This is a genomic window from Micromonospora sp. RHAY321 (assembly GCF_023896955.1).
Lineage (GTDB): Bacteria > Actinomycetota > Actinomycetes > Mycobacteriales > Micromonosporaceae > Micromonospora.
On the sequence record NZ_JAMHIW010000007.1, the window covers coordinates 192,567 to 216,134 of the forward strand.

Below are 23,568 nucleotides of genomic sequence, written 5' to 3' on the forward strand. Positions count from 1 at the left end.
CCAGCAACCAGACAGCCAGCGGCGGCGGCGGGACCACCCCTCTCCAGCGAGGCAGTTGAGTAACCGACGGGTCTCGAACGAGTAGGGATCCTCGCCGGCCAACCGAGCGCGACGCCGAAAGCTGGGAGACGATCACGTCGGCACCACGTCCACGCCGTCGGAACACCGGGATGGGTGATCAGATCTGACCATCGAGCGCCGCAGGCCGAGGCACCACCAGACCGAGGGAAGACACGTCTGAGGATGGACACCAGTCCCCCAACGCCCCAACAGGCTTTCGCGCGGTTCGTCCGCCAGGCGGTCACCGACGCCCGTAAGGAGCGCGGTTGGAGCGTCGGCGACATCGCGCGACACACCGGCGTCAGCCGCTCGACGCTGTTCCGCTGGCTCGCCGGCGACTGGCAGCAATACCCCGAGCTGGCCAAGGTACGCAGCCTGTGCACCACCCTGGGGCTCCCCATCGCAGCCGCGATCCGCCCGCTGGCGATGCCGAACGCCACCGCCGTCCCGCCCGACCCCCGGACACTGACGGAGGTCGACGCCGACCTGGGCGCCATCCGCCAACGGTTGCTCGACGACACGGTCTCGCCGGCGGACAAGCATCACATCCGAGGTCTCCTGCGCCACCTCGCCCGACGGGACGTCCCGGTCGAGGCGACCGTGTCGTCGACGCCGCCGGGCACCGCCGGCGCCGGTGACGCCCCTCCTTCCGTTCCACGGGCGAGAGGGTCGCGTCGGTAACCCGCGAGCGTTGCCACCGTGCGGTCCTGCCGCCTTCCGCCCAGCGGAACGGACCGGCTGGGACCCCGGCCCGGAGAGCCCTGCCGCCGCCGAGCACGATCGTGTCAATCCGGCCGATTACTCCCTCGCCACCGCTCCGGTTCCAGACGATAAAGACCACGAGTGACCACGAGAACGAGGAGGCGATCGGCATGAGGCGTCGGCCGAACAGGAGACGGCAGATGTGGCAGGCGGCGGCGATGGTGGTGACCGCGGCGGCGTTCGCGGGGGCGGTCATCAGGGCCAAGCGGCGTACGGCCGGCGACCACGCGGACAGCGGAAGCCTTGGGTTGCAGGAAGGCGCCTTCGGTGCGGGGACCACGTTCGCGTCGCCCGCGGGCGAGGGCGCCGGGGCCAACCGGTCGGTGACAGCCGCCCGCTGAGGCCGTCGACACCCGCAGCCGGTCAGTGACAGCGGTGGGCACCGCCGACACGACGGCCGTGGTCACTTCGGCAACAGGGGCTTCGCCGACCCGGCGACGGCGGTGGCCATTCGGCGTACCGCCTCGGTGATCAGCTCCGGTGCGGTGGCCAGGTTCAGCCGGACGTGGCCGTCGCCGCCGGTGCCGAAGGCCGAGCCGGAGTTGAGCGCCACCCGACCGCGGTCGAGGAACACGGTGGCGGGGTCGTCGCCGAGGTCCAGGGCGCGGCAGTCGAGCCAGGCGAGATACGTGGCCTGACCGGGACGGTAACGGACGGCTGGCAGGTGCTCGGCGAGCAGCGCGGCGAGGAGCCGACGGTTGTCGTCCAGGCCGGTCAACACGGCGTCGAGCCACTCGCCGCCGTCCCGGAAGGCGGCGGTGTGGGCGATCACGCCGAGGTGGCTGGTGCTGACGCTGGCCTCGAACGGAACACGGGCGAGGTCCCCGGCCGCGGCCGGGCCGGCGATGAGGAGCGCACCGCGCAGGCCGGCCAGGTTCCACCCCTTCGAGGCGGACATCAGCGACAGGCCGTTCTCCGCGCCGGGCACCGAGAGGTACGGCACGAACCGCGCTCCGCCGGCCACCACCGGAGCATGGATCTCGTCGGCCACCACCCGGACCCCGTGCCGCTCGGCCAGGCTGGCGACGGCGGCCAATTCGTCGGCGGTGTGTATGACGCCGGTCGGGTTGTGCGGGCTGCACAGCAGGTACGCCGCTGGCCGCCCACCGGCCCGAGCCCGCCGGAACGCGTCCTCCAGTGTGCCGAGGTCGATCCGCAGGTCCTCGCCGAGCGGCGCCTCGAGGATCCGGCGGCCGGCGTGCGCCACGAACTCGTAGAACGGCGGGTAGACCGGGCAGTTGACGACCACCGCGTCCCCCGGCTCGGTGACCAGCCGCAGCGCCTCGACGACGCCGTGCATCACGTCGGGCACCAACGCGGTGCGCTCCACGGCCAGCCCGTCCCAACCCCACCGCCGCCGGGCGAACTCCGCCAGCGCCTGCGGGTACGCCGTACCGGCGGTGTAGCCGGTGTCGCCGCGCGCGACGGCGTCGGTGATCGCCCGCGCGACCGGCTCGGCCAACGGCACGTCCATCTCCGCCACCCAGAGCGGCAGTACGTCCTCGGGGTACTCCCGCCACTTGAGGCTCGTCCGTTGCCGAAGCTGGTCGATCGTGAGCTGGCGAAGGGGGTTCACCGCGCTCCGGGCACCACTGAGCACACCACTCATGGCTGAAGCCTATTCCGGTCCATCCCGGCCCACGCCGACCCAGGTCTCCGCCCGGGTGGACCTCGACAGCCGGTCGAGATCACGGCTGCCGCACCGGCCCCGATTGGCCTGCTGGTACGTGCGCTCAGTGATGGAGTGTTCGCCCGGAACGTCAGCTCACGCCCCGGACCGCCTCGATGATCGTCTCAGCGACCTCGCTCGGCCGGGACACCGCCATCGCGTGCGAGCCGCCAGCGACCTCGCGCTGGCCCCGCGGGTCGGCCCGCTCGGCCATGAACCGGTGCGCGGCGACCGGGATGTTGTTGTCGGCGTCCCCGAACACGAACCAGCTGGGCAGCAATCGCCACGCGGGGTCGCCGGAGAGTCCGTCGTTCAGTGCCTGTTCGGTGATCGGTCGCTGGGTCCGCGCCATGAGCGCGGCAAGGTCGGCCGGCACGTCCGCGGCGAACTGCGTGTGGTAGGCGTCCTGGCCGATCGCCACCTCGTTGCCACCGGTCGACACCGGGTACTGCACCAGCGTGTCGGCGAGCGTGCTGCCGGGGAATTTCGCCGACAGTGACAGCGCCGACTCGCCGGTGTCCGGGCAGAGGGCGTTGACGTACACGAGTGCCCGCACCGACGATTCGTCAGCCGCGGCCTGGGTGATCACCATGCCGCCGTACGAATGACCGACGAGGATGACCGGGCCGCCGATCCCGCGCATCACGTCCCGCACGTAGGAGGCGTCGCCTGCGACGCTCCGCAGCGGGTTGGCGGCGGCCACCACGTTGTACGCGGCGCCCAGCCGCTCGATCACACCGTTCCAGCTCGCCGACTCGGCGAACGCGCCGTGCACGAGGACGATGGTGGGCTGCGAATCGGACATGACACGCACTCCCTTGCTCCGTGACACTGTTCAGCCGCCGGCCGCGCCGGCACGCGTGAATACCCGTCACGCGAGGGTGAAACGTCAGAGCCTCTACGCCCAACCACGGTGAAGCCCTCCCCGACCAACCCACCTGGAAGGCCTTCGCCGAAGCCCTCGTCAGGGCCAGCGGCTACGAATGACGCAGCAGGAAGACCCGCACTTCCTAGATCAACCGACAAGCGTGTCCTGATACCGGTGGTGGGACTGGACGGCCGGCCGTCGCCGACGTCGTGTCCCGTTATTGCTCTCGCTCTAGACGGGCGTGACCGGCGGGATATCGTCGGTCCTACGAGCCTGTGGCTTGATGTCCGAGGAAATCCAGGGCCTCTGCCCGGGCATCGGCCGATGCCGCCGGATGGTCAGCCGCCAGTCTCAGCAGTTCAAGCCATCTGCGCGAGTTGGACGGGCAGGCGTTCTGGAGGCGGTTGGCCATCCACAGGGTCAGTGGGGTCGGCTTTCGACGAACCGACTCGGCGAGCAGCGGGGAATAGCCGGCCCACTTCGGCGGCGATCTCAGTCAGGCTGCGCCTCATGACGGAAGCCTACGGCCGTCGCCGGCGGGCACGTCAGGCCCGAGCCGCCGCCGACTCATGAGCTGACCGACCGGCTCCAGCCGGTAGTGCAGGCGCAGCACGAGCGCGCGGTAGAGCCACAACTCATGGTCGGTGCGCAACACGCCGCGGTGGTCCAGGTAGACGTGGAAACGCTCGTGGATAGGGACGCGGGCGGCGTGGGCTCCGCCGTTGCCATCCCGGACCACGACGTAGGCGCCGTCGCCGCCAAAGGGGCCGGGAGACGAGGACAGCACCAACGAACCGTCGGGCTGGACGCTGGGACGCAGGAAGACCTGTACATTGCCGGACTCCAGCGGGAACGCCACGTGCACGCTGGGCTGGTCGGAGCGGGGCAGCAGTCGGGCCGAGTAGCAGCCGCTGTAGACGTACTCGCCCGTGGCGGACAGGGTCCGCAGCCAGCCGGCGGCGTGCTGCTTGCCGTTGGCGTCGACGAGGTGCACGACGCGCGAGTCCATGCCGTGGGCGACGTCGAGCGGCCGGGTAGGCAGGGCGAGCTGCTGGACCCGGCGGCCGAAGAGTCGACTGACCAACTCGCCGCCCGGCTGGAACAGTGCCGACCACTGCGCCCAGACCTCCATCCGCCAGCACGCGGTGTGCTCGTAAAAGTGACGGACCGTCCGGTCGAGGCCGGCAGCTTGAAACCCTGTGCCGTCGAGAACCGACATGGAGGGCAACAATCCGCCGTCCGCGACATCCTCGCGGACGGAACCGCCGATCCGCTGCGCCTCAGCCGCTAGCCAGGAAGCCCCAACAGGCCCGGAACCACAGGTAGGCGCATTCAACCAGCGCTGGTCGCCGTCCAGGTCCACTCGACGGCCGACCAGACGCCACCATCTCCGCGCACCCAGGTCGAGCATCCTGCCGAGGCGCCCGTCGGTCACTGCAGCATTCCTTCCGACAATCTTCGGACCAGGTCCTTCGACCCAACCGGAACCCACACGTCCCTCAGCCCCGTCCCACCTGCGATCACGCCAGCAAGCCCCGGCGGCAAGGCCGAGGCCTGACCGAGCCCCACGGTAGGCCATCGCGCATTGGCGGAATCCGTACCCTCAAGTCGGTTGCCGCGTCCGGTGGAGATCCCCGTCGTGTAACGCAGCTGTCGCACAGGAGGTCAAGCCTGGCCCGGCACGTCGCTCACGGGGACGGACGGACCTCGGGAACTGCTATCTGCGCTCGTCCGGAGGCTGCTCTTTCGTCAGGTGGAGCAGCCACCCCTCGCCGGTGCGGATGAGCGCGTATCGCCGGCGGCCGGTGCGGCCGTGCAACGTGAACAGCATCCGGCGTTCGGTGCGGTCGTGCTCCTCCCACGTGCCGATGTCGGCGATCGACTTGTCGGCGTCCTCGTAGGTGAGGTGATCGAGGTGGTGGTCGGGCACGGCGATCGCGAGCCGGTTGTCGCTGGGACTGTCCGGCAGGCCGCGAGGCACCGCCCACGAGCGCAGCACACCACCCTCCTCGAGCCGCAGGTCGAAATGCGGACGTGGTTTGCGGTGGTGGTGCAGGACGAAGGCGGGGGGCACTCTTACCATTGTCGACGCCGCAGAAGGCGACGGGGCACATTCCGCGCCATGATCGGCCCTCGATTCACCACCAAGGCCGACGCTCGTACTCGCGGGTTCGCACGGTCGGCAGGACAAGGAGTAGCAGTTCGGTGAGCTTCCACATGCACCTGCGGGCCACCGCCACCAACCAGGTCCCAGAGGACTTCCCGTCGCTGCTTGCCTTCATGTCTGCCGCCTGGAGTGCGCACCAGGAGGAGTACGCGGCTGGCATCGCCGATTCCATTGACAAGGTCTTCGGCCACGTCCACGAGCTCTACACCATGGCCGTGGACGACGGCGACGGCACGAACACAGCCAACAACCTGCCGATCTTCGGTGGGCGTCACCTACACAGCCCGGCTGTAGACGAACCACCGATCGTCATCCTCGACCCGGCTGAAGTTCGGAGGACCGCCGACTTCCTCCGGACCCTTTCCTTCGACGACCGCTGGCGCATCGCAGAAAGGAGCCTCTCCGCGCCGTACACCGGATGGGAGGACGAGAACGCGGCCAGGAACATCTACCTCGGTCATCACAACGCCCTGCGTGCCTTCTACCAGCGGGCGGCGCGAGCGGGAGACGCCGTGGTCAAGGCCTTCTGGTATTAGGTCAGCGGTGGGTCAGATAGTGGCGGGCCGTCTCACGCAGCCGGGCGTGCACCCCCTCGTACCCGCCGACCCCGCCCAGATAGCGCTTGTCCACCTTCGCCACCATCGTGTAGTTCGGGTCGCACACGTTGCCGACCGGAGCCTCACCGGCCTGGCTGACCAGCTGGTACGCGTCGAGCTGGTCCAGCCCGACCAGCTCGGCGGTCCAGGTGACCAGGTCGTGCTGGCTGATCCGGTAGGCGTCCTCCAGTGGGCGGGCCGAGCCGGTGGACATCAGTGCGTCGTCTGACTCCAGCCGCGGCCACGGGGTGCCGACCCCCTTGACGACGTCCACCACGACCGTGGTGTTCATGGCCGCCTCGATGCCGGTGCCGCACACCTCGCCATGACCCTGCCGGCAGTGCCCGTCACCGAGTGCGAAGAGCGCTCCCGACACGTTCACGCCGAAGTACGCGGTGACTCCGGCCCGCAGCTCCGGGGTGTCCATGTTGCCGCCGTGCGCGTCCGGGGTGATCGTCATCCGCGCCTCGAAAGCACCGGGTGCGACCCCCGCGGTGCCGTGCATCGGATCCAGGGGCAGCGCCACCGTGTAGTCGCCCCGGCGTGCCCGGTACGTCGCCGTGCCCGCGGCGACATCGACGTCGTACCGCCAGACCACCTCGTCGAGTGGGGGTTGCAGGGTCGCCGTGGTGTGGGTGCCGGTGAGCGCGCCGAAGTGCGGGAAGGTGGTGGACACGGCCCAGTCCCGGGCCGGCTCGATGGAGATGAAGTGCACGGCGAGGGTGTCCCCGGGCTCGGCTCCCTCGACGTGGATCGGCCCGGTCACCGGGTTGAGGTACGGGAACTGGCAGACCTGCGACGGCAGGTCGTCGGTGCTCCGGACGCGGCCGCCGAAGCAGTCCTCGGTGTACAGCTCGAGGATCGTGCCCGGTCGCACCCGGAGCACCGCCTCGCGCCCGCCGAAGGTGTAGGAGAGTTCGTCCGGCTCCGGCCGGTACTTCACCACGTCCGTGTTCACTGCGGCTCCTTCACTGGCTGCTCGGTGCTGTCGTGGGCGACGTCGACGAGGGCGGGCAGCTCGGGACGCCGGCCCGTCAGGTAGAAGGCCAGCAGGACCAGCAGCCCGACGCCCAGCCAGACGAAGCCGAGCACCTGGGCGGCGACCCTGGCGTTGATCACGACGTAGAGCAGGATCAGGAACCCGATCACCGGCACCACCAGGTGTCGCAACCAGTCCCGGCTGCCGTTGCGCACGACGTAGTGGGTCACGACGGAGACGTGCAGCGCGAGGAAAGCCGTCATGGCACCGAAGTTGACCAGTGTGGACAGCAGCGAGATGCCGTCGTCCCGGCTTGCCATGTAGAGGCCGAGCGCCAGGGAGATCGCGGCGACCAGCAGGGTGGCGTGGGCCGGCACCTTGTGTTTCGGGTTGATCCGGGCGAGGAAGCGCGGCATCTGCCGGTCGCGGGCCATCGCGTACAGCAGTCGGGAGGTCGCGGCCTGCGCGACCAGGGAGTTGGCGAAGCCCCAGGCGATCGCGGTGGCCAGGGCGGTCAGCCCGGCCAGCCAGCCCCCGCCGGCCGCCCGGGCCGCGTCGTAGAACGCGGTTCCCTCGGGGTCGCCGTTGTCGAGCAGGTCGGGCGCGTCCGGCACCAGCAGGGCCGCGACCCACGTCTGCACGACGAACAGGGCACCGGCCAGCAGCAGCGCCGCGACCATCGCCCGGCCGATCTGCCGGGCCTCCTCGCGGCTCTCCTCGGCCAGCATGGAGATCCCGTCGAAGCCGAGGAAGGAGAGCACCGCGATCGACACCGCGCCGAAGACCAGCGGCCAGGAGAAGGTGTCCGCGTCGAACAGTGGCCGGAGCGAGAAGCCCGCACCCTTGCCCTGCGCCAGCGCGATCACGCCGACGACCAGGAAGATCACGAGGATGACCAGCTCGGCGGCGAGCATCACCCGGTTGACCCGGGCGGTCATCCGGATGCCGAAGTAGTTGACGACGGTGTTGAGCACGACGAAGGCCGCCAGCCACGCCCACACCGGCACGCCGGGCACGAGGGAGTGCATGGCCACGCTGGCCACCAGGTAGAGCAGACCGGGCACGAGGACGTAGTCGAGCAGGATCACCCAGCCGGCGAGGAAGCCGACGGGGGGTGCGATGCCGCGACCGGCGTAGCTGTAGACGGAGCCGGCCATGGGGAACGCGCGGACCATCTGCGCGTACGACAGGGCGGTGAACATCATCGCCACCATGCCGATGATGTAGGCCAGCGCGACCATGCCGCCGGAGCCGGCGTACACGCTGCCGAAGATGCCGAAGGGGGCGATCGGCACCATGAAGATCAGTCCGTAGATGAGCAGATCGGTGAAGCTGAGGGTCCGGGTCAGTTCCTGCCGGTAGCCGAACCGTTCGACCTGGGCGACTGTCTCGGACGGGTCGGGAGGTTGAGTCACGGCACGCCTCCTTGATCTGGTGAGGCCGCACGTTAGTCCAGACATCGACGATCAGCTAGGTCTGCGTGCCTGGATTGAGAACATCGCGAATTCGCGACCCAGGAAAGTCGAGCTCCGGGTACAGGCGGCGCCGTCCGTCGGTGCTCGCCGGGTGACGTGCGTGCTCAGGACGAGCGGAGCTGCTCGCGAAGCCAGGCCCGGTCGGGGTTCACGACAGCCTGACCGCCGAGCACGACGGTGGGCACGGTCTCGTTGCCACCGGCTACCGCCCGGACGGCGGCAGCACCCGCCGGGTCGTGCCAGATGTCCACCCAGTGCGCCCGCCGGGCGAGCCGGCCAAGGGAGAACCGGAGCTGGAGGCAGTAACGACAGCCGGGGCGCCAGTACACGATCGGCCGGCCGTCGGCCGCGCTGGCCCGCTGCGCCTCGGCGGCGTCCACCGAGCGGGGGAAGGCCCACGGCGACAGCAGCAGTGCCAGCGCCAAGAAGATCAGCAACTCGACGCTGCCGACGACGGGCAGACCGGCAGCCAGTTGCGCCACGAAGACCAGCACGCCGCACGCCGCCATCAGGATCGTCAGGGTCCACCGCCGCAGCACGCGGGGACCTTACCGGGCGCGGGCGGTCTCCCGCATCATCGGCCCGCACCCTCTGGGCTGGCCGGGGCGCGCCAGGGCGCGAGAGGGTGGCGCACCATGAATCGGCCAAAACTTGACAATTCCTCCCTTAGGTTACTGCGCAGGAGGCTGTCGAGACCGGGAGGCGACGTGGAGAGCTATCCGGCGATCGAGGATCACGGGCTCATCGGTGACCTGCAGACCGCCGCGCTGGTGACGTGCGACGGAACGATCGACTGGTTCTGCGCGCCGCGCTTCGACTCGCCGAGCATCTTCGCCGCGCTGCTGGACCGCGAGCGGGGTGGCTACTTCCGCATCGCCCCGCACGACGTCCGGTACGTCACCAAGCAGCTCTACCTGCCGGGCACTCCGATCCTGATCACCCGGTTCATCAGCGCGGACGGCGTCGCCGAGGTGATGGACTTCATGCCGGTCACCGGCGAACGGGCCACTGACTCGCACCGCCTGGTCCGCATGGTCAACATGGTCCGGGGCAGCATGCGGTTCCGGGTCGAGTGCCGGCCCCGGTTCAACTACGCCCGGGATGAGCACCAACTGGAGCGCCACCGTAACGGGTACGTCTTCCGCAGCCGGTCAGCGGCGCTGACCTTCAACCCGGTCGACCCGGTGCGGCAGCTCATGTCGCAGGGAGGCGACGTCCGCCTGGAGGACGGCGACCTCGTCGCGTACGGCACGCTGAACGAGGGCGACACCGGCGGGGTGGTCCTGGAGACGGTTGGCACGGAGCCACGGGTCATCCCGCCGGGAGAGGTCCAGGGGATGTTCGAGTGGACCCGGGACTACTGGCGACGCTGGGTCGAGCGTTCCCGATACACCGGGCGGTGGCGGGAGATGGTCGAGCGCTCGGCCATCACGCTGAAGCTCATGACGTACGCGCCGACCGGCGCGATGATCGCCGCCCCCACCGCCGCGCTGCCCGAACTGGTCGGCGGCACCCGCAACTGGGACTACCGCTACACCTGGGTACGCGACACGTCGTTCTCGGTGCACGCGCTGCTCGGCCTCGGCTTCACCGAGGAGGTCAGCCGATACATGGACTGGCTGGACGAGCGGATCCGCGAGGCCGGTGACCACCAGGACCCGCTGAAGATCATGTATCGGGTGGACGGCTCCTCCGACCTGCACGAGGAGATTCTCGACCACCTGGAGGGCTACCGGGGCTCCCGACCGGTGCGGATCGGCAACGGCGCCGCCGACCAGCTCCAACTCGACATCCACGGCGAGGCCCTGTACGCCATGCATCTCGCCGACGAACAGGGCATCCGCGTCTCGCACCAGGTGTGGAAGAGCACCGTCCGACTCGTGGACTGGCTCTGCCAGCACTGGGACCAGCCCGACGCCGGCATCTGGGAGAGCCGCCACCACCCCCGCAACTACACCTTCGGCCGGGTGATGTCCTGGGTCGCGCTGGACCGGGCCATCCGCCTCGCCACCCGCACCGGCCGCCCCGGCGACCTCACCTGCTGGTCGGAGCAACGCAACAGGATCTACAACCAGGTCATGGCCCGCGGATACCACCACGCACGCGGCAGCTTCGTGCAGGCGTACGACGAGAACGTGCTGGACGCAGCCCTGCTCGCCATGCCGGCGGTCGGCTTCGTGACGCCGAGCGACCCCCTCTGGCAGTCCACCCTGAAGGCGATCGAGCGCGAGCTGGTCTCCGACAGCCTGGTCCACCGGTACGACCCGGTCCACTCCCCCGACGGTCTTCCCGGGCACGAGGGCACCTTCAACATGTGCACGTTCTGGTACGTCGAGGCGCTGGCCCGCTCCGGTCGGCTGGACGACGCCCGGCTCACCTTCGAGAAGATGTTCACCTTCAGCAACCACCTCGGCCTGTACGCCGAGGAGATCGCCTCGACCGGGGAGCAGATCGGCAACTACCCGCAGGCGTTCAGTCACCTCTCCCTGATCAACTCGGCACTGGCACTGAACGACCTGCTCGACGCCGAGGCCGACGCCCGGCGCCGCCGGTAGAGCGGCCTCAGCCCGGGACGGTTGCGACCTGGATCGGACCGGGCCGGCGAGCAGGCAGCTCATTTGCCACACATCGGGGCGCATCCCATGGAAGTGAGGCGTGGGCAGCGACGCGGCAGATAGCTATCACATTGATGAGCTTGCATGTGATGAGCGATCTCCGGTATGAAGGCTGAAGCACGTATCGGTGCTGGTTCCTGGGGAGGAGCGACAGATGAAACATGCCCTGCGCCGCCTACGAACGGGGGCGGTCGCGCTCGCTGCCTGCACACTCGGGCTGAGCCTGCTGTCGGTACCCGCCGCCGAGGCGTACTCGGCTCAGCCTCTCGCCCCGCAATCCGAGCGGGCACCGGAATCGAACCAATTCTCGGCCGAGGGTGTGACCACGGTCGGTGAACTCCGCACCGTCGACAGCTCGCTGTCCTACGCCAGTGACGGCAGGACTCAGATCATTCAGCACCCCGGTGCCACCTACGTCAAGGTCCACTTCAGCTCGCTGCGTCTGGGCCAGGGCGACTACGTCACGGTGTCGAGCCGCGACGGCAAGGAGAGCTACCGGTACGACCGCCACCTGAACCGGGCGACCGGTTCGGACTACACCACCGACGGACAGCCGGGTTTCTGGGCCATGTCGGTGGAGGGTGACACCGCCGTGGTGACGCTGCACAGCAGCCGCCCCGCACGTGGCAGCGCGGCCACCATCGACCGGTTCTGGCGCGGATACGACCGCACGGAGGTCACCCAGCACAACTTCTCCATCCAGTCCGTGTGCAGCACCGACGCCAGACGGGACGTGGTCTGCTACCAGAACAGCCACCCCACCGAGTACGCCCGCGGCAGGGCGGTTGCGCGGCTGCTGATCAGCGGCGGTGGAATGTGCACCACCTGGCGGGTCGGCAACACCAACCGGATGCTGACGAACAAGCACTGCTTCTCCACGCAGTCCGCCGTCAGCGGCAGCGAGATGCAGTTCAACTACCAGTGCGCCACCTGCGGCGGCGGGAACCCCGGTGCCGGTACCAAGGTCAGCGGCGCGACCCTCTACAAGGTGAGCAGCGGCGGCTCCGGCGAGCTGGACTACGCCCTGTTCTCGGTCAACAACTTCGCCTCCATCCAGGGATTCGGCACGCTGTACCTGGCGACCACCGCCACCAGCAACGGCACCCGGATGTACGTCCCCGGGCACGGCGACGGCAGCCCGAAGCGCCTGTCGATCTACGAGGACACCCAGAACGGCGCGACCTGCACCGTCCGGAACGCGAACTACAACACCTGGAACATCAGCTACAGCTGCGACACCTCCGGCGGCAACTCGGGTTCGCCGGTGCTGAACGCCAGCCACCGTGTGATCGCCCTGCACCACCTGGGCGGTTGCCCGTCCAACCAGGGCGCGAAGGCGCACCTGATCTACAACGAGATCGCCAGCCTGATCGACAACGGCTGAGGCGACAACCGAACCGATGGGCCGCCGAGGCGCGATGTGCGCCTTGGCGGCCCATCGGCATCCTCGCCGCTCGCCCTCGACGACCGCGGCCGCCCGAAGCCGTCACTCTGGTCGCCTTCACCGCAAGGCGCGCCTGCGATGGTCAAGGCCGACGGCAATCAACAGCGGGCCCCAGGCGAGCAGTGGAACGTAGTACCGCAAGGTGTCCCAGCCCGGCCGCTCGTGCACGACCGCGTCCTGCATCGCGGCCGGGCTCCAACCCCGATCGACGAAGTGGAACGCCTGGTTCAGGAGGAAGTAGGCGCAGATGGCCACGAGCAGTAGGCCGCCACTGATCGCCAGCCGTGTCACGGCGCGAGGCGGAATTGGTCTGCCGCCGAGCCAGCGAGGAAGACGCTGGCCCCACTGGTGAACGAGCCCGAGTGTCAGGATGGCGAGGGCCATGGACAGCACGGACAGGGTGGTCAGATACCAGCCGACAGTGCTGCCCGTAGCTCCGGTCAAACGCCAGATTGCTGACGGTAGAACACAGAGCGGCACGGCGTAGGCGGCGGCAACCGCCCAGCGGGACGGGCGGGCATGGGTGAGGCTCATGGCTCCCTCCCTCCAATCGTCGAATGCCCATCACCTTTCCCGGAGCGCCCGCGACCGACCTCCCCCGGGAGAGCCACCTGATTCCCTCGCTCAGGGGGACCGTGGGGACCTACTCATCGGGGTCAACTCGGCCAGTCCGCCGTCTCAAGCGCGGGAAAGCGCTGCAACGGCCTGCCTGACGGGTCGACCGACGCGGGAGTGCGACCGCCGAGGACCGCCAATCCCCCGGCAGTGGCAGTGCACTCCCCTGTGGCGGGGAGGAGAGACCTTCCATCGCCAGCGATCATCGGTCCATGGTGGTCTGTGTGGTTGACGGGTTCCGGCTTCGATGGCCCGGATATCGATCCATCGCGCTCGTCACCGTGCTCCGGGCCGTGCGCGCTATCTCGAGGTCGCACGTCGGCCGGCCGCGCCACCGCCGTCCTTCGGTGGAGGGAGAGCCCGAGAGGATCTGGAGAGGGTGGGGGCCAGCGGTCGCCGCGGTGTGGGTCGCGACGTACGCGGTTGCCCATGGCTGGTGGGCCGTCCGGGGCGCGCCACGGTTCGCCGAGCCCGGCGAATCCCTCTTTCCGGAGGGCTGGCTTCCGGTGGCGCCCGCGATGCTGTCGGCGGCTGCGATCCTGCTGATCAGGGCGGGTGCCGAACGAGACTGGAGCAGCGGGGTTCGATGGACGCTGGCCGCAGTCGGCTGGATGTCCGGCGCGTCGATGATCCTGTACTCGTTCATGTTTCCGCTGAGTCTCTTGATGATCCTCGGTGGCCTGTTCGGGATGGATCTCAGTGCGACGGACTGGGTGACCTTGTCGGCACAGGGGGGTGGTGCCATCGGCGGGGCGGTGACGATCGCCATCGCCCTTGCCGAGCAACGGCGGGCACGTGACGCCTGCCAGAGCTGCGGTCGCGTTCATGGCCGTTCGGCCGAGCGGCGAGACGATCCCTCGCCGTCCTGGGCGTACGTCGCCGGATACCTGGCGGTCGTCGCGTGCGTGGCACGTTTATCGTCATGATGCTCCTCGCGGGCACGCTGCTGCCGCTGGCACTGGTGCACCGCTGGGGTCGCATCTGGCCCGGGTGGGTGCTTCCGCTCGCCGGCCGACGGGTGCCGCGCTGGCTGGTGGCTGGCCCGGGGTTCTTCGTGGGTGCCGGCCTCACCACGTACTTCGGCATCGGCGGCATGACCGCCTGGGCCACCGGCAACAACGTGAGCGGGGCGACGTGGTTCCTGGCCGTCGTGCTGCCGGCCTACACCCTGTGGGGCCTGGGCCTGTTGGTCGCCGCCACCTCGTACCTCAGCCTGACCAGACCCGAGTGCGCGCGAGCTTCGGCGCCACCGCCGGCACACTGACGCTGACTGGCCGCAAACGTGGACGTTCACCCGCTGCAAGGAACTCCCGCCTGCAGCACCCGGTGAGTCCCAAGAGGAGAGACAACCATGGGCAGCACGTTGGCCGACATCCTGGACGCGGCAGCACACGGGCGCTTCCCGCCGGCGGACGGCGGGACCACCGTCGTACTGCAGCCAAGCCACCGCGACGCCGGAGTGATCGCATTCACCGGGCACTCGGTGGTGTTCATCGACGAAGACCCCAGGTGGGTACGCCGCACGCTGGCCACTCTCGACTGCGACGGCCTGGCCGCCGCGATGAATCCACGCTTCTTGACTGCGCTGCTCGACCGCACGCGGCGGTCCACGGACACCATCGACCTCCTGACAGTCGCGAGCCCTCTTCCGGGTGCGCCCCCTCTGAAGCTGAACGAGGTTGTGAACGCCGGTCATCCCCGCGAAGCCAGGGCACGTAAGCGCCGTGATGACGTCCGCGTCTGGGCGGCCGACGGCGGAGTGGTCGTTCTCGGCCGAGGCGTAGCAGGTCGCTGGGAGACGGCGATCGAGGTCGACGAGGGATGTCGCCACCGGGGCCTGGGGCGGGCACTGGCGACAGCAGCCCGGCATCTCGTCCCCGCCGGACAGCCGGTCTGGGCACAACAGGCCGCCGGCAACGCGCGCAGTGTGCGCGCCTTCCAGGCGGCCGGGTTTCGACCGGTGGGAGCCGAAGCCCTGCTTCTCGAGACGTAGGCATTTCATTGTCAAGGCTGACGGAGCCCCGTGTGCGGGAGCACCGTCAGCTGAGAGTCTGGCCGAAACGGCTCAACGTGACGGGGAGGGTCGATGACGAGACTTGCTGTCCGGGCGGCGCGGATGTTCGACGGCGAGCGGCTGGTGGGCGGCGGGGTGCTGCTCCTGCTGGACGACGGGCGCATCGTCGAGGTGCGCCGGGGTCGGGCCGAGGTGCCGGAGGGCTGGCCGGTGCGCGAGGAACCGGACGGCACCGTGCTGCCCGGCTTGATCGATGCGCACGTGCACCTGTGCGCCGACGCTGGGCCCGACGCTCTCGGCCGGCTCGCCGAGCGTCCCGAGCCGGATCTCGACGCGGTCATCGAGGCGTCACTGCGCTCGCACCTGGCAGCCGGCGTCACGACGGTTCGGGACCTGGGCGACCTGCGCGGCGCCGTGCTCCGGTGGCGGGACCGGGAGGTGCGCGACGATCTGCCAACGGTGGTGGCGTCGGGCGCGCCGGTCACCAGCGTCGGCGGGCACTGCTGGTCGATGGGGGGTGAGGCGAGCGGCGTCGACGGAGTCCGCGAGGCCGTGCGGCTGCGCGCGGAGGCCGGCGCCGACCTGGTGAAGGTCATGGCCAGCGGTGGGGTGTTCACCCCCGGCACCGACACCACCCGGCCTCAGTTCACCGACCAGGAGCTGACCGCCGCGCTGACCCGAGCACACGACCTGGGCCTGCCGGTGACCGCGCACGCGCACGCGCTCAGCGCGGTCGAGCAGGCGCTGCGCGTCGGTGTCGACGGCATCGAACACTGCACGTGCGTGAGCGCGACCGGCGCCCGCGTCCCCGACGAGCTCGCGGACCGCCTGGCCACGTCCGGGGTGGCGGTCTGTGCGACGCTCGGCACCGAGCCTGCCGTGGTCACGCCACCGGAGGTGGTGGCGATGGCGGCGCGGCTCGGGCTCAGCGAGGCGACGCTGCGCGACGGCGTTACCACCCTGCACCGGGCCGGGGTCCGCCTGGTGGCCGGCTCGGACGCGGGCCTCGGCCCGGCGAAGCCGCACGGGATCCTGCCAGAGACGCTCATCGAGTACGTCGCGTGCGGCGTCCCCGCCACCGCGGCCCTCGCCGCGGCCACCTCGGTCGGCGCCGAGGTGTGCGGCCTCGGGCGGAGCAAGGGGCGGGTCCGCCCCGGATTCGACGCCGACCTGCTGGTCGTGAACGGCGACCCGACGAGCGACATCACCGTACTGCGCCGCCCGCTCGCCGTGTACCGCGCCGGCGATCCGGTGACCAGATGATTGATTCCGAGGGTCTGTCAGAAGCACCTGACAGACACAGACCGAGGTCGGAGGCAGGCACGGGACAGCCATCGTGGTGCGCCTGATGCCGCCTACGGCTACCGCCCAACCTGGGCTTTCCTGCGCAGGTAGGTCTCGGCCAACTGGCGAAGGCGTGTCCTGTCGAAGCTGTGCCCATGGCCGGGATGGACGACGGACACGTCGAGGTCGGCGAGGAACTCCATGCTTCGCCGGTAGGCAGCCACGTCGGAGTTCGGCAGGTTGTCGATCAAGGCACCGTCGTAGATGACATCGCCGGAATACAAGGTACCCGTGCGCTCCTCCAGCACGGCGACGCTTCCCGGTGTGTGGCCGGGAAGGTGCAGCACAGTCAGTACTCGCCCACCCAGGTCGATTCGGTCGCCGTCGTCGAGCAGGCGGTTCAGGGTCATCGGTTCGACCCGGTAGGTACCCGGGTCGTAGCCGGGAGCGGGCACAGCGTCGATCATGAGCTCCGGGACCGGTTCTCCCGCCGCGTCGATCCCGAGTCTGTCGTAAAGCTCCGCGCCGTAGAGGCTCGCCGGTATCCCCACCGCCAGGAGCTCCGCCTCGGCGGGATGGGCTGCCCGGTCACCGAACTCGGGCGCCCCACCGACATGATCCAGGTGCGCGTGGGTGAGCAGGACCATCGGATCCCGCTCGAACAGGACCGGAATCGCCTCCCGCAACGCGACGACACCGAGCCCGGCGTCGACCACGATGTCACGATCGTTGCCGCGCAACCACCAGAAGTTCGCCGACACCAGCTCGTTGACGTGCGGTTCCGAAATCCGGATGACGCCACCACCCATGTCGGCCTGCGCATACCAGTCGACCATGTCCACACCCACCTGCTCGACAACGTCCTCGCTCACACCGGACCGCCCCTCCAACCCGATACAACTGGGCCCATTCCAGGTCTGCACTCCCCCGGTAGAGGGAGCGCCTCCCCCCTCTACCGGGAGGACAGCCCCGACAGTCGGCACGGAGCATTGCTCCATGACCCGCAAGCCTCGTTCTGTCAGTCCCGGGTGACCCCGGCCGTGGTCGAGATGGTCAAGCGATGACGGCGAGGCAACGGCTAGGGCGCACGCGGGTCCCGGAACGCACGGCCACGAATCCGGCACGGCGTCAGGACGATCCGCAGGGGGTTGGCATGTCAGGTCTTCCGGCTCGTTCCCCCCGACAAGCTGCCGCTCCTCGGGTCCGGCCTTGGGCGGTGGCCTGCGTCGTGTTCGTCGTCGCCGAGCTGACGTTGCGGGCGTACTGGATCGCGGGTGGCCGGTGGGGGTACACCGCCTGCGACCGCACCAATCTGGTCGACCCGACGGGCGGATGCGGCGCGAACCAGGTCGGGACACTGCCGTTCTGGGCGGGGTGGGGAGCGGTGGGGGTCGGTGCCGCCCTCGCGGTGCTGGTCGTGTACGCGGTCCGGTTCCCCGGCCGCTACCCGGCCGTCGGCAGTTGGGCGGCGGCCGCGCTGCTCCTGGTCCTCGCGTTCCCGCTACACCTGCTCTTCGAGATCCCTGCGGCGTTGGCGGGACGCCCCTCGGACTGGCGCGACCTCGGCGCACGGCTCGCGCTGGCGGCCGGCGGTCTCCTGTTCGCCGGGCTCGCCAACGCCTGCGCTCCGCAGCGCGGAGCGCGGGAGGCCGGATACCAGCCGGTGCCGCGGTGGACCCGCCGCTGGGCGTACGTGGCGGTCGCCCTGCCGGTGGTCGGCTGGGCCGTGCCGCACGGGCTGTGGGTGCTCGGCGTTCCGTTCGGAATCTCCCAGCGGGAACTGGATGACATCCACCGGAACCTCTCGACCTGGACCGGCGTGGCGATCACCCTCGTCCCGCCGCTCGCCGGCCTGCTCGTTCTCGGGTTGATACAGCGCTGGGGGCAGAAGTTCCCACGCTGGGTGCCGGGACTGCGGGGGCGCCGGGTCCCCCGGCTCCTAGCGGTGACCCCCGCCGGGGTGGTGGCGCTCACGCTGGTTACCTACAGCGTCTTGAGCGCCGCGGTGCTCGTGAGGCAGGTGCTCACCGGCGACACGCACTGGTCGGATGTGCGGGAGGGGTGGGCGGTGAGCGCCACCCTGCTGGTGTTCCTCGGCTGGGGAGTGGCACTGGGCGTCACCACCACCGGCTACGCCATCACCACCCGGCCTCGTCAGGAGCGAGCCACGAACACCGAGGTCTCGCTCGGAGACGCGTGCCGGCCGGGTACCGCACCTAGCGGACGGTGGCGCGGGCGGCGGTGTCGATGAGGTCTGCGACCGGGCCGGGTTGAGAGACTGCCACGGCGTGGGACGCGTCGATCTCGACCGTCGTGGACCCGGCCCTCTTGGCCATGAAGCGCTGCAGGTCCGGCGGAACCCCCATGTCCTGGGTGGTGATCAGGGTCCAGGACGGGATCGTCTTCCAGGCGGCCTTGGTCACACTCTCCGTCTGGGCGGCTTCGGTGGGCGGCCGCTGCGTTACCGCCATCAGCTCAGCGGTTTCGAGGTCGACGTCGGCGGCGAACACCGCCGGGAACTTGTCCTGATAGATGTACTGCTCCATGGCCGTGCCACCCTCGTCGAGGGGGAAAGGCACCATCTTGACGGACGTGAGGAGCGCGCTTCCCGGGAACTTGGTGGTCAACTGGGCCACGCTTTCGCCGACGTCCGGGCTCACGCTGGCGACGTACACCAGAGCCTTCACGTTGGAGGCACCATCCGCAGCCTCGGTCATTACTGATCCGCCGTACGAATGAGCGGCCATCACGACCGGGCCGGAGACGGTGTCCACAACAGATCGAACGTAAGCGGCATCCTTCTGCACGCCGCGCAGTGGATTCGCGACGGCAATGACCGGGTAACCCCGACGCTTGAGGTGAGCGATCACCCCATTCCAACTCGACGAGTCGGCGAATGCCCCGTGGACGAGCACGACGGTCGGCATCCCTGCCTCCTGGGCAGACATGTCAGAAGCGGCGTTCATCTCGGCATTCCTTTCGAGAGGCCCCGCTATCCGCTGGACGTGATAGCGCAAACCGGACGACGAGGATGTTTCGACAGGGCGTTTCGTTGGCGGCCGCGTACGGGCCCGCAATCCCGACCGTGGGAGCGGTGCAGCATCCAGTATTCAGAGCGGATCAGAATTCTGTCTGCGAGATCTGGAAAGCCGGCTGTACCAGGTCCGGCCGGCGGCCCGGGCCGTACCACAGGGCAGGCCAAGAGCCGGACGTGCCGGTGGGAGCGGTGGCGCACGCCGTAAGGGTTCCGAAAGAGTTCGCGGCCAGCTCGACGGCTGCGGTGGTCGTACGCTGCGGGGGTGAGAAAAAGGATCTTCCGGTCACGGTTGGTGCGGGCCGGTCTCGCCTCCGCTGTCGTCATGGCGATTGTGGCTGCCTACTGGTTCCAGCCGTGGAAGCTGTTCACCGATACATACGTCGACGACGCACTTCCCCCCACCGGGACGACACCGGCCACCACCACTCCGGCGTCCGCGACCCCGCCCCACGCGGCCTCGGCCGCCGCACCAGCAGGGAACGAGATCCTGGCCGCCGGCGAGTTCGTCACCCACGAGCACAAGACGACCGGCAGTGCCGAGATCGTCCGGCTCGCCGACGGGCGCCACCAGCTCGTCATTCGAGACCTGGAGACGTCGAACGGTCCGGACCTGCGGGTGTGGCTGACCGACCAGCCGGTGACCCGAGGCACGGCCGGCTGGCGCGTGTTCGATGACGGCGAATGGGTCGAGCTGGCAAGGCTCAAGGGCAATCGGGGCGACCAGGTGTACGAGCTGGCGGCATCGGTTGACCCGCAAGAATTTCGCAGCGTCTCCATCTGGTGCAAGCGATTCGCGGTCTCCTTCGGGGCCGCCGAACTCACGACCACCTGACCACGCCGCCCGATTCCAGACGCCAGAATCCAGGTGCCGTTCAGCTGGACAGCTCGGCCGGCCAGAACTGGAACAGGAACGACTCCACGCCGCGTAGTTCCTCGATGCCCGATCGTGGCGTCAGGGCAGCGATTCGGGACCGCCCGGCACTGTACGCCCGCACCTCGTACCGGCCTGCTGGCCCGATCCGGAGAACATGCGTGTCGGTTGGCTGAACCTGCAGGTAGCCGCTGTCCAGTCGGACGCGTCCCGCCTGGCTGCTCTCCCACCCGTCGAGCGGGGGCGGCGGCCCGTCCCAGATCTCCAGAGTGACACTGGCGAAATGGTCGGTGGCACCGGCGCTGAACGCGACGACGCAGTTCGGGGAGACCGACAGCCATTCCTGGCCGGACGCCTCGTAGTCGCCCTCGTCGTCCAGCAGCACGATCATGCGCCGAAAGACGAGCACCTCGGTCTCCAGGCGAGTCAGCCGTCGGGGCATCAGGTGTCCTCTCTGGGGTGACCGTGCCCGCCCCACAGTGGAGGCGGGCACGGTCGTCGGCGCGTCACTGCATCGATGGGCTGCCCGGGACGGGTCCGTCACGGGCACCCAACCGACACTACTGGTGCACCTGGAGTGATCCCCCAGCCAGCGGTTGAGGGTCGCTCATATCGAGGTCGTACCCCGCAGTGCCACGGTTGTCGTAGAGCACCGTGTCCTGCGGATACTGTCCGGCCGACAGCGGCCAGACGACGAGCCGGGAGGCATCGGGGTCGTCGAAGCCGTACGCGACGAAGCCGTATCCGGGTACGCCGTTGACGGTGCCGGTGCCCTTCACCGCGACCTTGTCCTCGAGGGTGACGACAAGCCATTCCAGCGCGGTCGAATCGAGGTCGAACGAGGCTCCCTGCAGCGATGCCGACACCTTGCCGCCGCCCGGTACGGGACCGGCCTCACCGGGCAGGTACTTCGGGTTGAACGTGAAGGTCAATTTGCCCGCCACGTTTGGGGCGCCGGTGAGAGCACCGGCCGGCGAATCGAGGAAGCCACCCTGAGTACTGAAACCGCCCTCCGGGTCATACACGATCACCATAACGCTGGCCGCGTCGGCGATGCCGTCGTCGTCGTCGGCGACACCGGTGCTGATCGTGTACATCCCCGGCGCGGTGTAGGTGTGCTCGCGTACGCACTGCCGTCCGCGTGAGGTGAACGTCTGCGAGGTGCCGTCGTCCCAGTTGGCCGAGCACACGTGGGTGTCGTTGAGGCCAGGGTCGGTGAAGTTGGCGGTCAGCTTGACCGACTGCCCGACCCGGAACACCTGCCACGGCGTGGGCGTGACGATACCGGCGGACGACGTGGCCGTGGGGGCCACCGTCATCGTGGCCGGCTGCGGTCCCCCGACCGCAGGTGCCACGTTGTGCACCGTGACCGTCGCGCTGTCGCTGACCGAACCGTTGACGCCGTCGTTTGCCGACAGCGTCACCGTGTAGGTGCCGTCATCAGTACAGGTGATGCCGGTGGTGGTGCTGCCCTCGGCGGTGAAGGAGCAGGCGGCGCCCGGGTCGGTGCCCGGCCCCGGCGCGTACGTCCAGCCCGTCGTCGGAGTGGTCTCCGCGTCGGACGCGCTGCCGCTGAGGGTGATTACCGAACCCTCGTCGCCGCTGACGTCCTGCCCCGCGTTGACTGTCGGGGGTTGGTCGGGATCGCCCCCCTCGTCCGGGTCCTCCTCGCAGGCTGCCGGGTCTCCGGTGTCCGGTGCGTCGGTGATGTGCACGAAGAACTCGTCCTCCGCGGCGGTGGGGACGCCCGGCTGCCACACCAGGATCCGGTCGTCGCGGTAGTACCGCTGCAACTCCCTCCCGGCGCAGCCGTTGACCGCCGCCGTCACACCGAGGACGGAGAAGTTCCAGTCACCAACGCCAGCGCCCTCCCGAGTGGAGGCGAACGGAAACTCGTCGCACTGCTGCGCAGGAGGCTTGTACAAGTGCGCCGGCAGACCCAGCGCGAAGTACGGCGTGCCCTGTTGGCAGGCCTGGTCCTTCTGGTAGCTGTTCCGGGAGTAGTAGGTGACGCCGTCGGGGTGGCTCGGCACCTTCTCGGTGATCCGGTGCAGACCGGGCGCGTCGCGGTTGTCGACGAACTTGCCCGGGACCTGTTTGCCATCCTTCAGGGGCCACGACGTGCAGCCGGGATCCAGTGCGCACTGGATGTGCCGAGCCACCTCACCGTGCTTGGCGCTGATGGCCGAATACTGCAGATGCGGGATGACGTCGTCGAAGACGCACGCCTTGGACCGACTGAGGGCGAAACCGACCGACGCCGAGTCGCACCGCATGGTGTGCGACTGGGCAATCTTCTTCGCAGGCACGCCCGGCAACACGCTGGAGAAGACCCTGGACTTGAAGTGCCACAGGTGTCGCTTCACCTTGTCGAGACCGTCGCCGGCATTCGCGGAGGCCACCGTCCACGAGTGCCAGCTCCCATCCCTGTCCCACTCGTCCATCGTCTTGCCCGCCGTCGCACCCCCTGCGGAGCATCCGTCGAGGAAGTTGTCGCAGTCGACCCACAGGTGCATGATCGCGCTGCGCAGCGACGCCTCGTCCCACGGGAAGAATGCCTGATAGTCCGCCGACCCGGGTTCGGTGCGCAGGAAGACCCGCACGTCGCGGTTGCCGTCGTCCCGCCCGTACGCCGCGGCCCGGAAGATGATGCTGACCGTCCCGACCACGTCGTCGTCCTCGTCGCGCACCTCGCCGCCGATCCGACCACGCTGGCACCAGGCGAAGCGGTTGTAGACGCGGCCGTACTCACCACGCCCGTTGTCGCTGTCCCAGCAGGGGTCGAGGTAGCTCTCGTCAGGGACGGCCGGCGGGCGCCGCGCCCCGCTCGGGGCCAGTGCCGTGCCCTGCCCGGCGCCGGAGAACGACTTGTCGCCCTGGCGCTCCGCCACGTCGCGAGCGTCCTCCGCGGTGGGCTCGCGCTCCTCCGCCGGCGCGAGCGACGTCCGCGCGGCCTGCGGCACTGCATCGCCGTCGGCCTCGATCGGCGCGTAGAAGGGCTGAATCGTGAACGTTTCGCCGGCCGCCGACGGCTCCGTCGCGGAGGGGTCGGCCGCCGCGGCTGCCGGCGTGGCGACGAGCGCGGTCACCCCGAGAGTTGCCGTGAGAGCCG

General features: G+C 69.4%; 22 protein-coding genes and 1 pseudogene. 11 read left to right on the plus strand and 12 right to left on the minus strand.

Annotated features, from left to right (window positions below):
* Positions 1–243: 243 nt before the first annotated feature.
* Together M8C17_RS17960 and M8C17_RS17965 are read left to right on the plus strand one after the other, a co-directional pair.
* Positions 244–645, plus strand: a pseudogene (locus tag M8C17_RS17960) (multiprotein-bridging factor 1 family protein); the annotation flags it as partial.
* A 287-nt stretch (positions 646–932) separates the two neighbouring features.
* Positions 933–1,163: a hypothetical protein gene (locus tag M8C17_RS17965; protein ID WP_252417647.1), complete on the plus strand. Its 231-nt coding sequence runs from the start codon at positions 933–935 to the stop codon at positions 1,161–1,163.
* A 62-nt stretch (positions 1,164–1,225) separates the two neighbouring features.
* Here the strand turns inward: M8C17_RS17965 and M8C17_RS17970 are convergent, their stop codons facing one another.
* The 4 genes from M8C17_RS17970 to M8C17_RS17985 form a co-directional block, all read right to left on the minus strand.
* Positions 1,226–2,431, minus strand: a complete 1,206-nt coding sequence (locus M8C17_RS17970) for a MalY/PatB family protein (RefSeq protein ID WP_252417648.1) — start codon at positions 2,429–2,431, stop codon at positions 1,226–1,228.
* A gap of 151 nt (positions 2,432–2,582) precedes the next feature.
* Positions 2,583–3,296 carry an alpha/beta fold hydrolase gene (locus M8C17_RS17975; protein ID WP_252417649.1) on the minus strand — a complete coding sequence of 238 codons (714 nt, stop codon included), beginning with the start codon at positions 3,294–3,296 and terminating at the stop codon, positions 2,583–2,585.
* Between the two features lie 571 nt (positions 3,297–3,867).
* Entirely contained in the window at positions 3,868–4,578 is a 711-nt protein-coding gene (locus M8C17_RS17980) for a hypothetical protein (protein ID WP_252417650.1), read from the minus strand.
* Between the two features lie 498 nt (positions 4,579–5,076).
* Positions 5,077–5,442 carry a DNA polymerase ligase N-terminal domain-containing protein gene (locus tag M8C17_RS17985; protein ID WP_252417651.1) on the minus strand — a complete coding sequence of 122 codons (366 nt, stop codon included), beginning with the start codon at positions 5,440–5,442 and terminating at the stop codon, positions 5,077–5,079.
* 122 nt (positions 5,443–5,564) lie between these two features.
* Here M8C17_RS17985 and M8C17_RS17990 point away from each other — a divergent pair, with 122 nt between their 5' ends.
* On the plus strand, positions 5,565–6,062 hold the full coding sequence (locus tag M8C17_RS17990) for a DUF1877 family protein (RefSeq protein ID WP_252417652.1): 498 nt from the start codon (positions 5,565–5,567) through the stop codon (positions 6,060–6,062).
* 1 nt (position 6,063) lies between these two features.
* Here the strand turns inward: M8C17_RS17990 and M8C17_RS17995 are convergent, their stop codons facing one another.
* From M8C17_RS17995 to M8C17_RS18005, 3 genes are all read right to left on the minus strand, one after another.
* Positions 6,064–7,080 carry an acetamidase/formamidase family protein gene (locus tag M8C17_RS17995; protein ID WP_252417653.1) on the minus strand — a complete coding sequence of 339 codons (1,017 nt, stop codon included), beginning with the start codon at positions 7,078–7,080 and terminating at the stop codon, positions 6,064–6,066.
* Positions 7,077–8,516 carry an APC family permease gene (locus M8C17_RS18000; RefSeq protein WP_252417654.1) on the minus strand — a complete coding sequence of 480 codons (1,440 nt, stop codon included), beginning with the start codon at positions 8,514–8,516 and terminating at the stop codon, positions 7,077–7,079. Before M8C17_RS18000 ends, M8C17_RS17995 begins: the two co-directional genes overlap by 4 nt.
* A gap of 164 nt (positions 8,517–8,680) precedes the next feature.
* Complete coding sequence (locus M8C17_RS18005) at positions 8,681–9,115, minus strand: glutaredoxin domain-containing protein (RefSeq protein ID WP_252417655.1); 435 nt, start codon at positions 9,113–9,115, stop codon at positions 8,681–8,683.
* A gap of 168 nt (positions 9,116–9,283) precedes the next feature.
* On the opposite strand from M8C17_RS18005, the gene M8C17_RS18010 reads away from it, so the two are divergent.
* Both M8C17_RS18010 and M8C17_RS18015 read left to right on the plus strand, forming a co-directional pair.
* Positions 9,284–11,131, plus strand: coding sequence for a glycoside hydrolase family 15 protein (locus M8C17_RS18010; protein ID WP_252417656.1), 1,848 nt, complete (start codon positions 9,284–9,286; stop codon positions 11,129–11,131).
* A 214-nt stretch (positions 11,132–11,345) separates the two neighbouring features.
* Complete coding sequence (locus tag M8C17_RS18015) at positions 11,346–12,575, plus strand: serine protease (RefSeq protein WP_252417657.1); 1,230 nt, start codon at positions 11,346–11,348, stop codon at positions 12,573–12,575.
* A 117-nt stretch (positions 12,576–12,692) separates the two neighbouring features.
* Here M8C17_RS18015 and M8C17_RS18020 read toward each other — a convergent pair whose 3' ends face one another.
* The gene (locus tag M8C17_RS18020) at positions 12,693–13,169 is read right to left on the minus strand and encodes a hypothetical protein (protein WP_252417658.1); all 477 of its coding nucleotides are present in this window, start codon (positions 13,167–13,169) and stop codon (positions 12,693–12,695) included.
* Between the two features lie 482 nt (positions 13,170–13,651).
* Here M8C17_RS18020 and M8C17_RS18025 point away from each other — a divergent pair, with 482 nt between their 5' ends.
* From M8C17_RS18025 to M8C17_RS18040, 4 genes are all read left to right on the plus strand, one after another.
* Positions 13,652–14,176, plus strand: coding sequence for a hypothetical protein (locus M8C17_RS18025; RefSeq protein ID WP_252417659.1), 525 nt, complete (start codon positions 13,652–13,654; stop codon positions 14,174–14,176).
* A complete protein-coding gene (locus tag M8C17_RS18030) occupies positions 14,173–14,514 on the plus strand; it encodes a hypothetical protein (protein WP_252417660.1) in 342 nt (113 codons plus the stop codon). The genes M8C17_RS18025 and M8C17_RS18030 overlap by 4 nt, the downstream gene beginning before the upstream one ends.
* Before the next feature lie 87 nt (positions 14,515–14,601).
* The gene (locus M8C17_RS18035) at positions 14,602–15,243 is read left to right on the plus strand and encodes a GNAT family N-acetyltransferase (protein WP_252417661.1); all 642 of its coding nucleotides are present in this window, start codon (positions 14,602–14,604) and stop codon (positions 15,241–15,243) included.
* A 93-nt stretch (positions 15,244–15,336) separates the two neighbouring features.
* Positions 15,337–16,527: an amidohydrolase family protein gene (locus M8C17_RS18040; protein ID WP_252417662.1), complete on the plus strand. Its 1,191-nt coding sequence runs from the start codon at positions 15,337–15,339 to the stop codon at positions 16,525–16,527.
* Positions 16,528–16,625: 98 nt separating this feature from the next.
* Here the strand turns inward: M8C17_RS18040 and M8C17_RS18045 are convergent, their stop codons facing one another.
* On the minus strand, positions 16,626–17,420 hold the full coding sequence (locus M8C17_RS18045) for an MBL fold metallo-hydrolase (protein WP_252417663.1): 795 nt from the start codon (positions 17,418–17,420) through the stop codon (positions 16,626–16,628).
* 344 nt (positions 17,421–17,764) lie between these two features.
* Between M8C17_RS18045 and M8C17_RS18050 the strand changes: the two genes are divergently transcribed.
* Positions 17,765–18,799, plus strand: coding sequence for a hypothetical protein (locus M8C17_RS18050; protein WP_252417664.1), 1,035 nt, complete (start codon positions 17,765–17,767; stop codon positions 18,797–18,799).
* Here the strand turns inward: M8C17_RS18050 and M8C17_RS18055 are convergent.
* On the minus strand, positions 18,765–19,475 hold the full coding sequence (locus M8C17_RS18055; protein WP_252417665.1) for an alpha/beta fold hydrolase: 711 nt from the start codon (positions 19,473–19,475) through the stop codon (positions 18,765–18,767). The genes M8C17_RS18050 and M8C17_RS18055 overlap by 35 nt on opposite strands.
* 432 nt (positions 19,476–19,907) lie before the next feature.
* On the opposite strand from M8C17_RS18055, the gene M8C17_RS18060 reads away from it, so the two are divergent.
* Positions 19,908–20,417: a DM13 domain-containing protein gene (locus M8C17_RS18060; protein ID WP_252417725.1), complete on the plus strand. Its 510-nt coding sequence runs from the start codon at positions 19,908–19,910 to the stop codon at positions 20,415–20,417.
* Positions 20,418–20,457: 40 nt separating this feature from the next.
* Here M8C17_RS18060 and M8C17_RS18065 read toward each other — a convergent pair whose 3' ends face one another.
* Entirely contained in the window at positions 20,458–20,898 is a 441-nt protein-coding gene (locus tag M8C17_RS18065) for a hypothetical protein (RefSeq protein ID WP_252417666.1), read from the minus strand.
* Between the two features lie 118 nt (positions 20,899–21,016).
* On the minus strand, positions 21,017–23,545 hold the full coding sequence (locus tag M8C17_RS32175; protein ID WP_252417667.1) for a PKD domain-containing protein: 2,529 nt from the start codon (positions 23,543–23,545) through the stop codon (positions 21,017–21,019).
* Between the last annotated feature and the right edge of the window lie 23 nt (positions 23,546–23,568).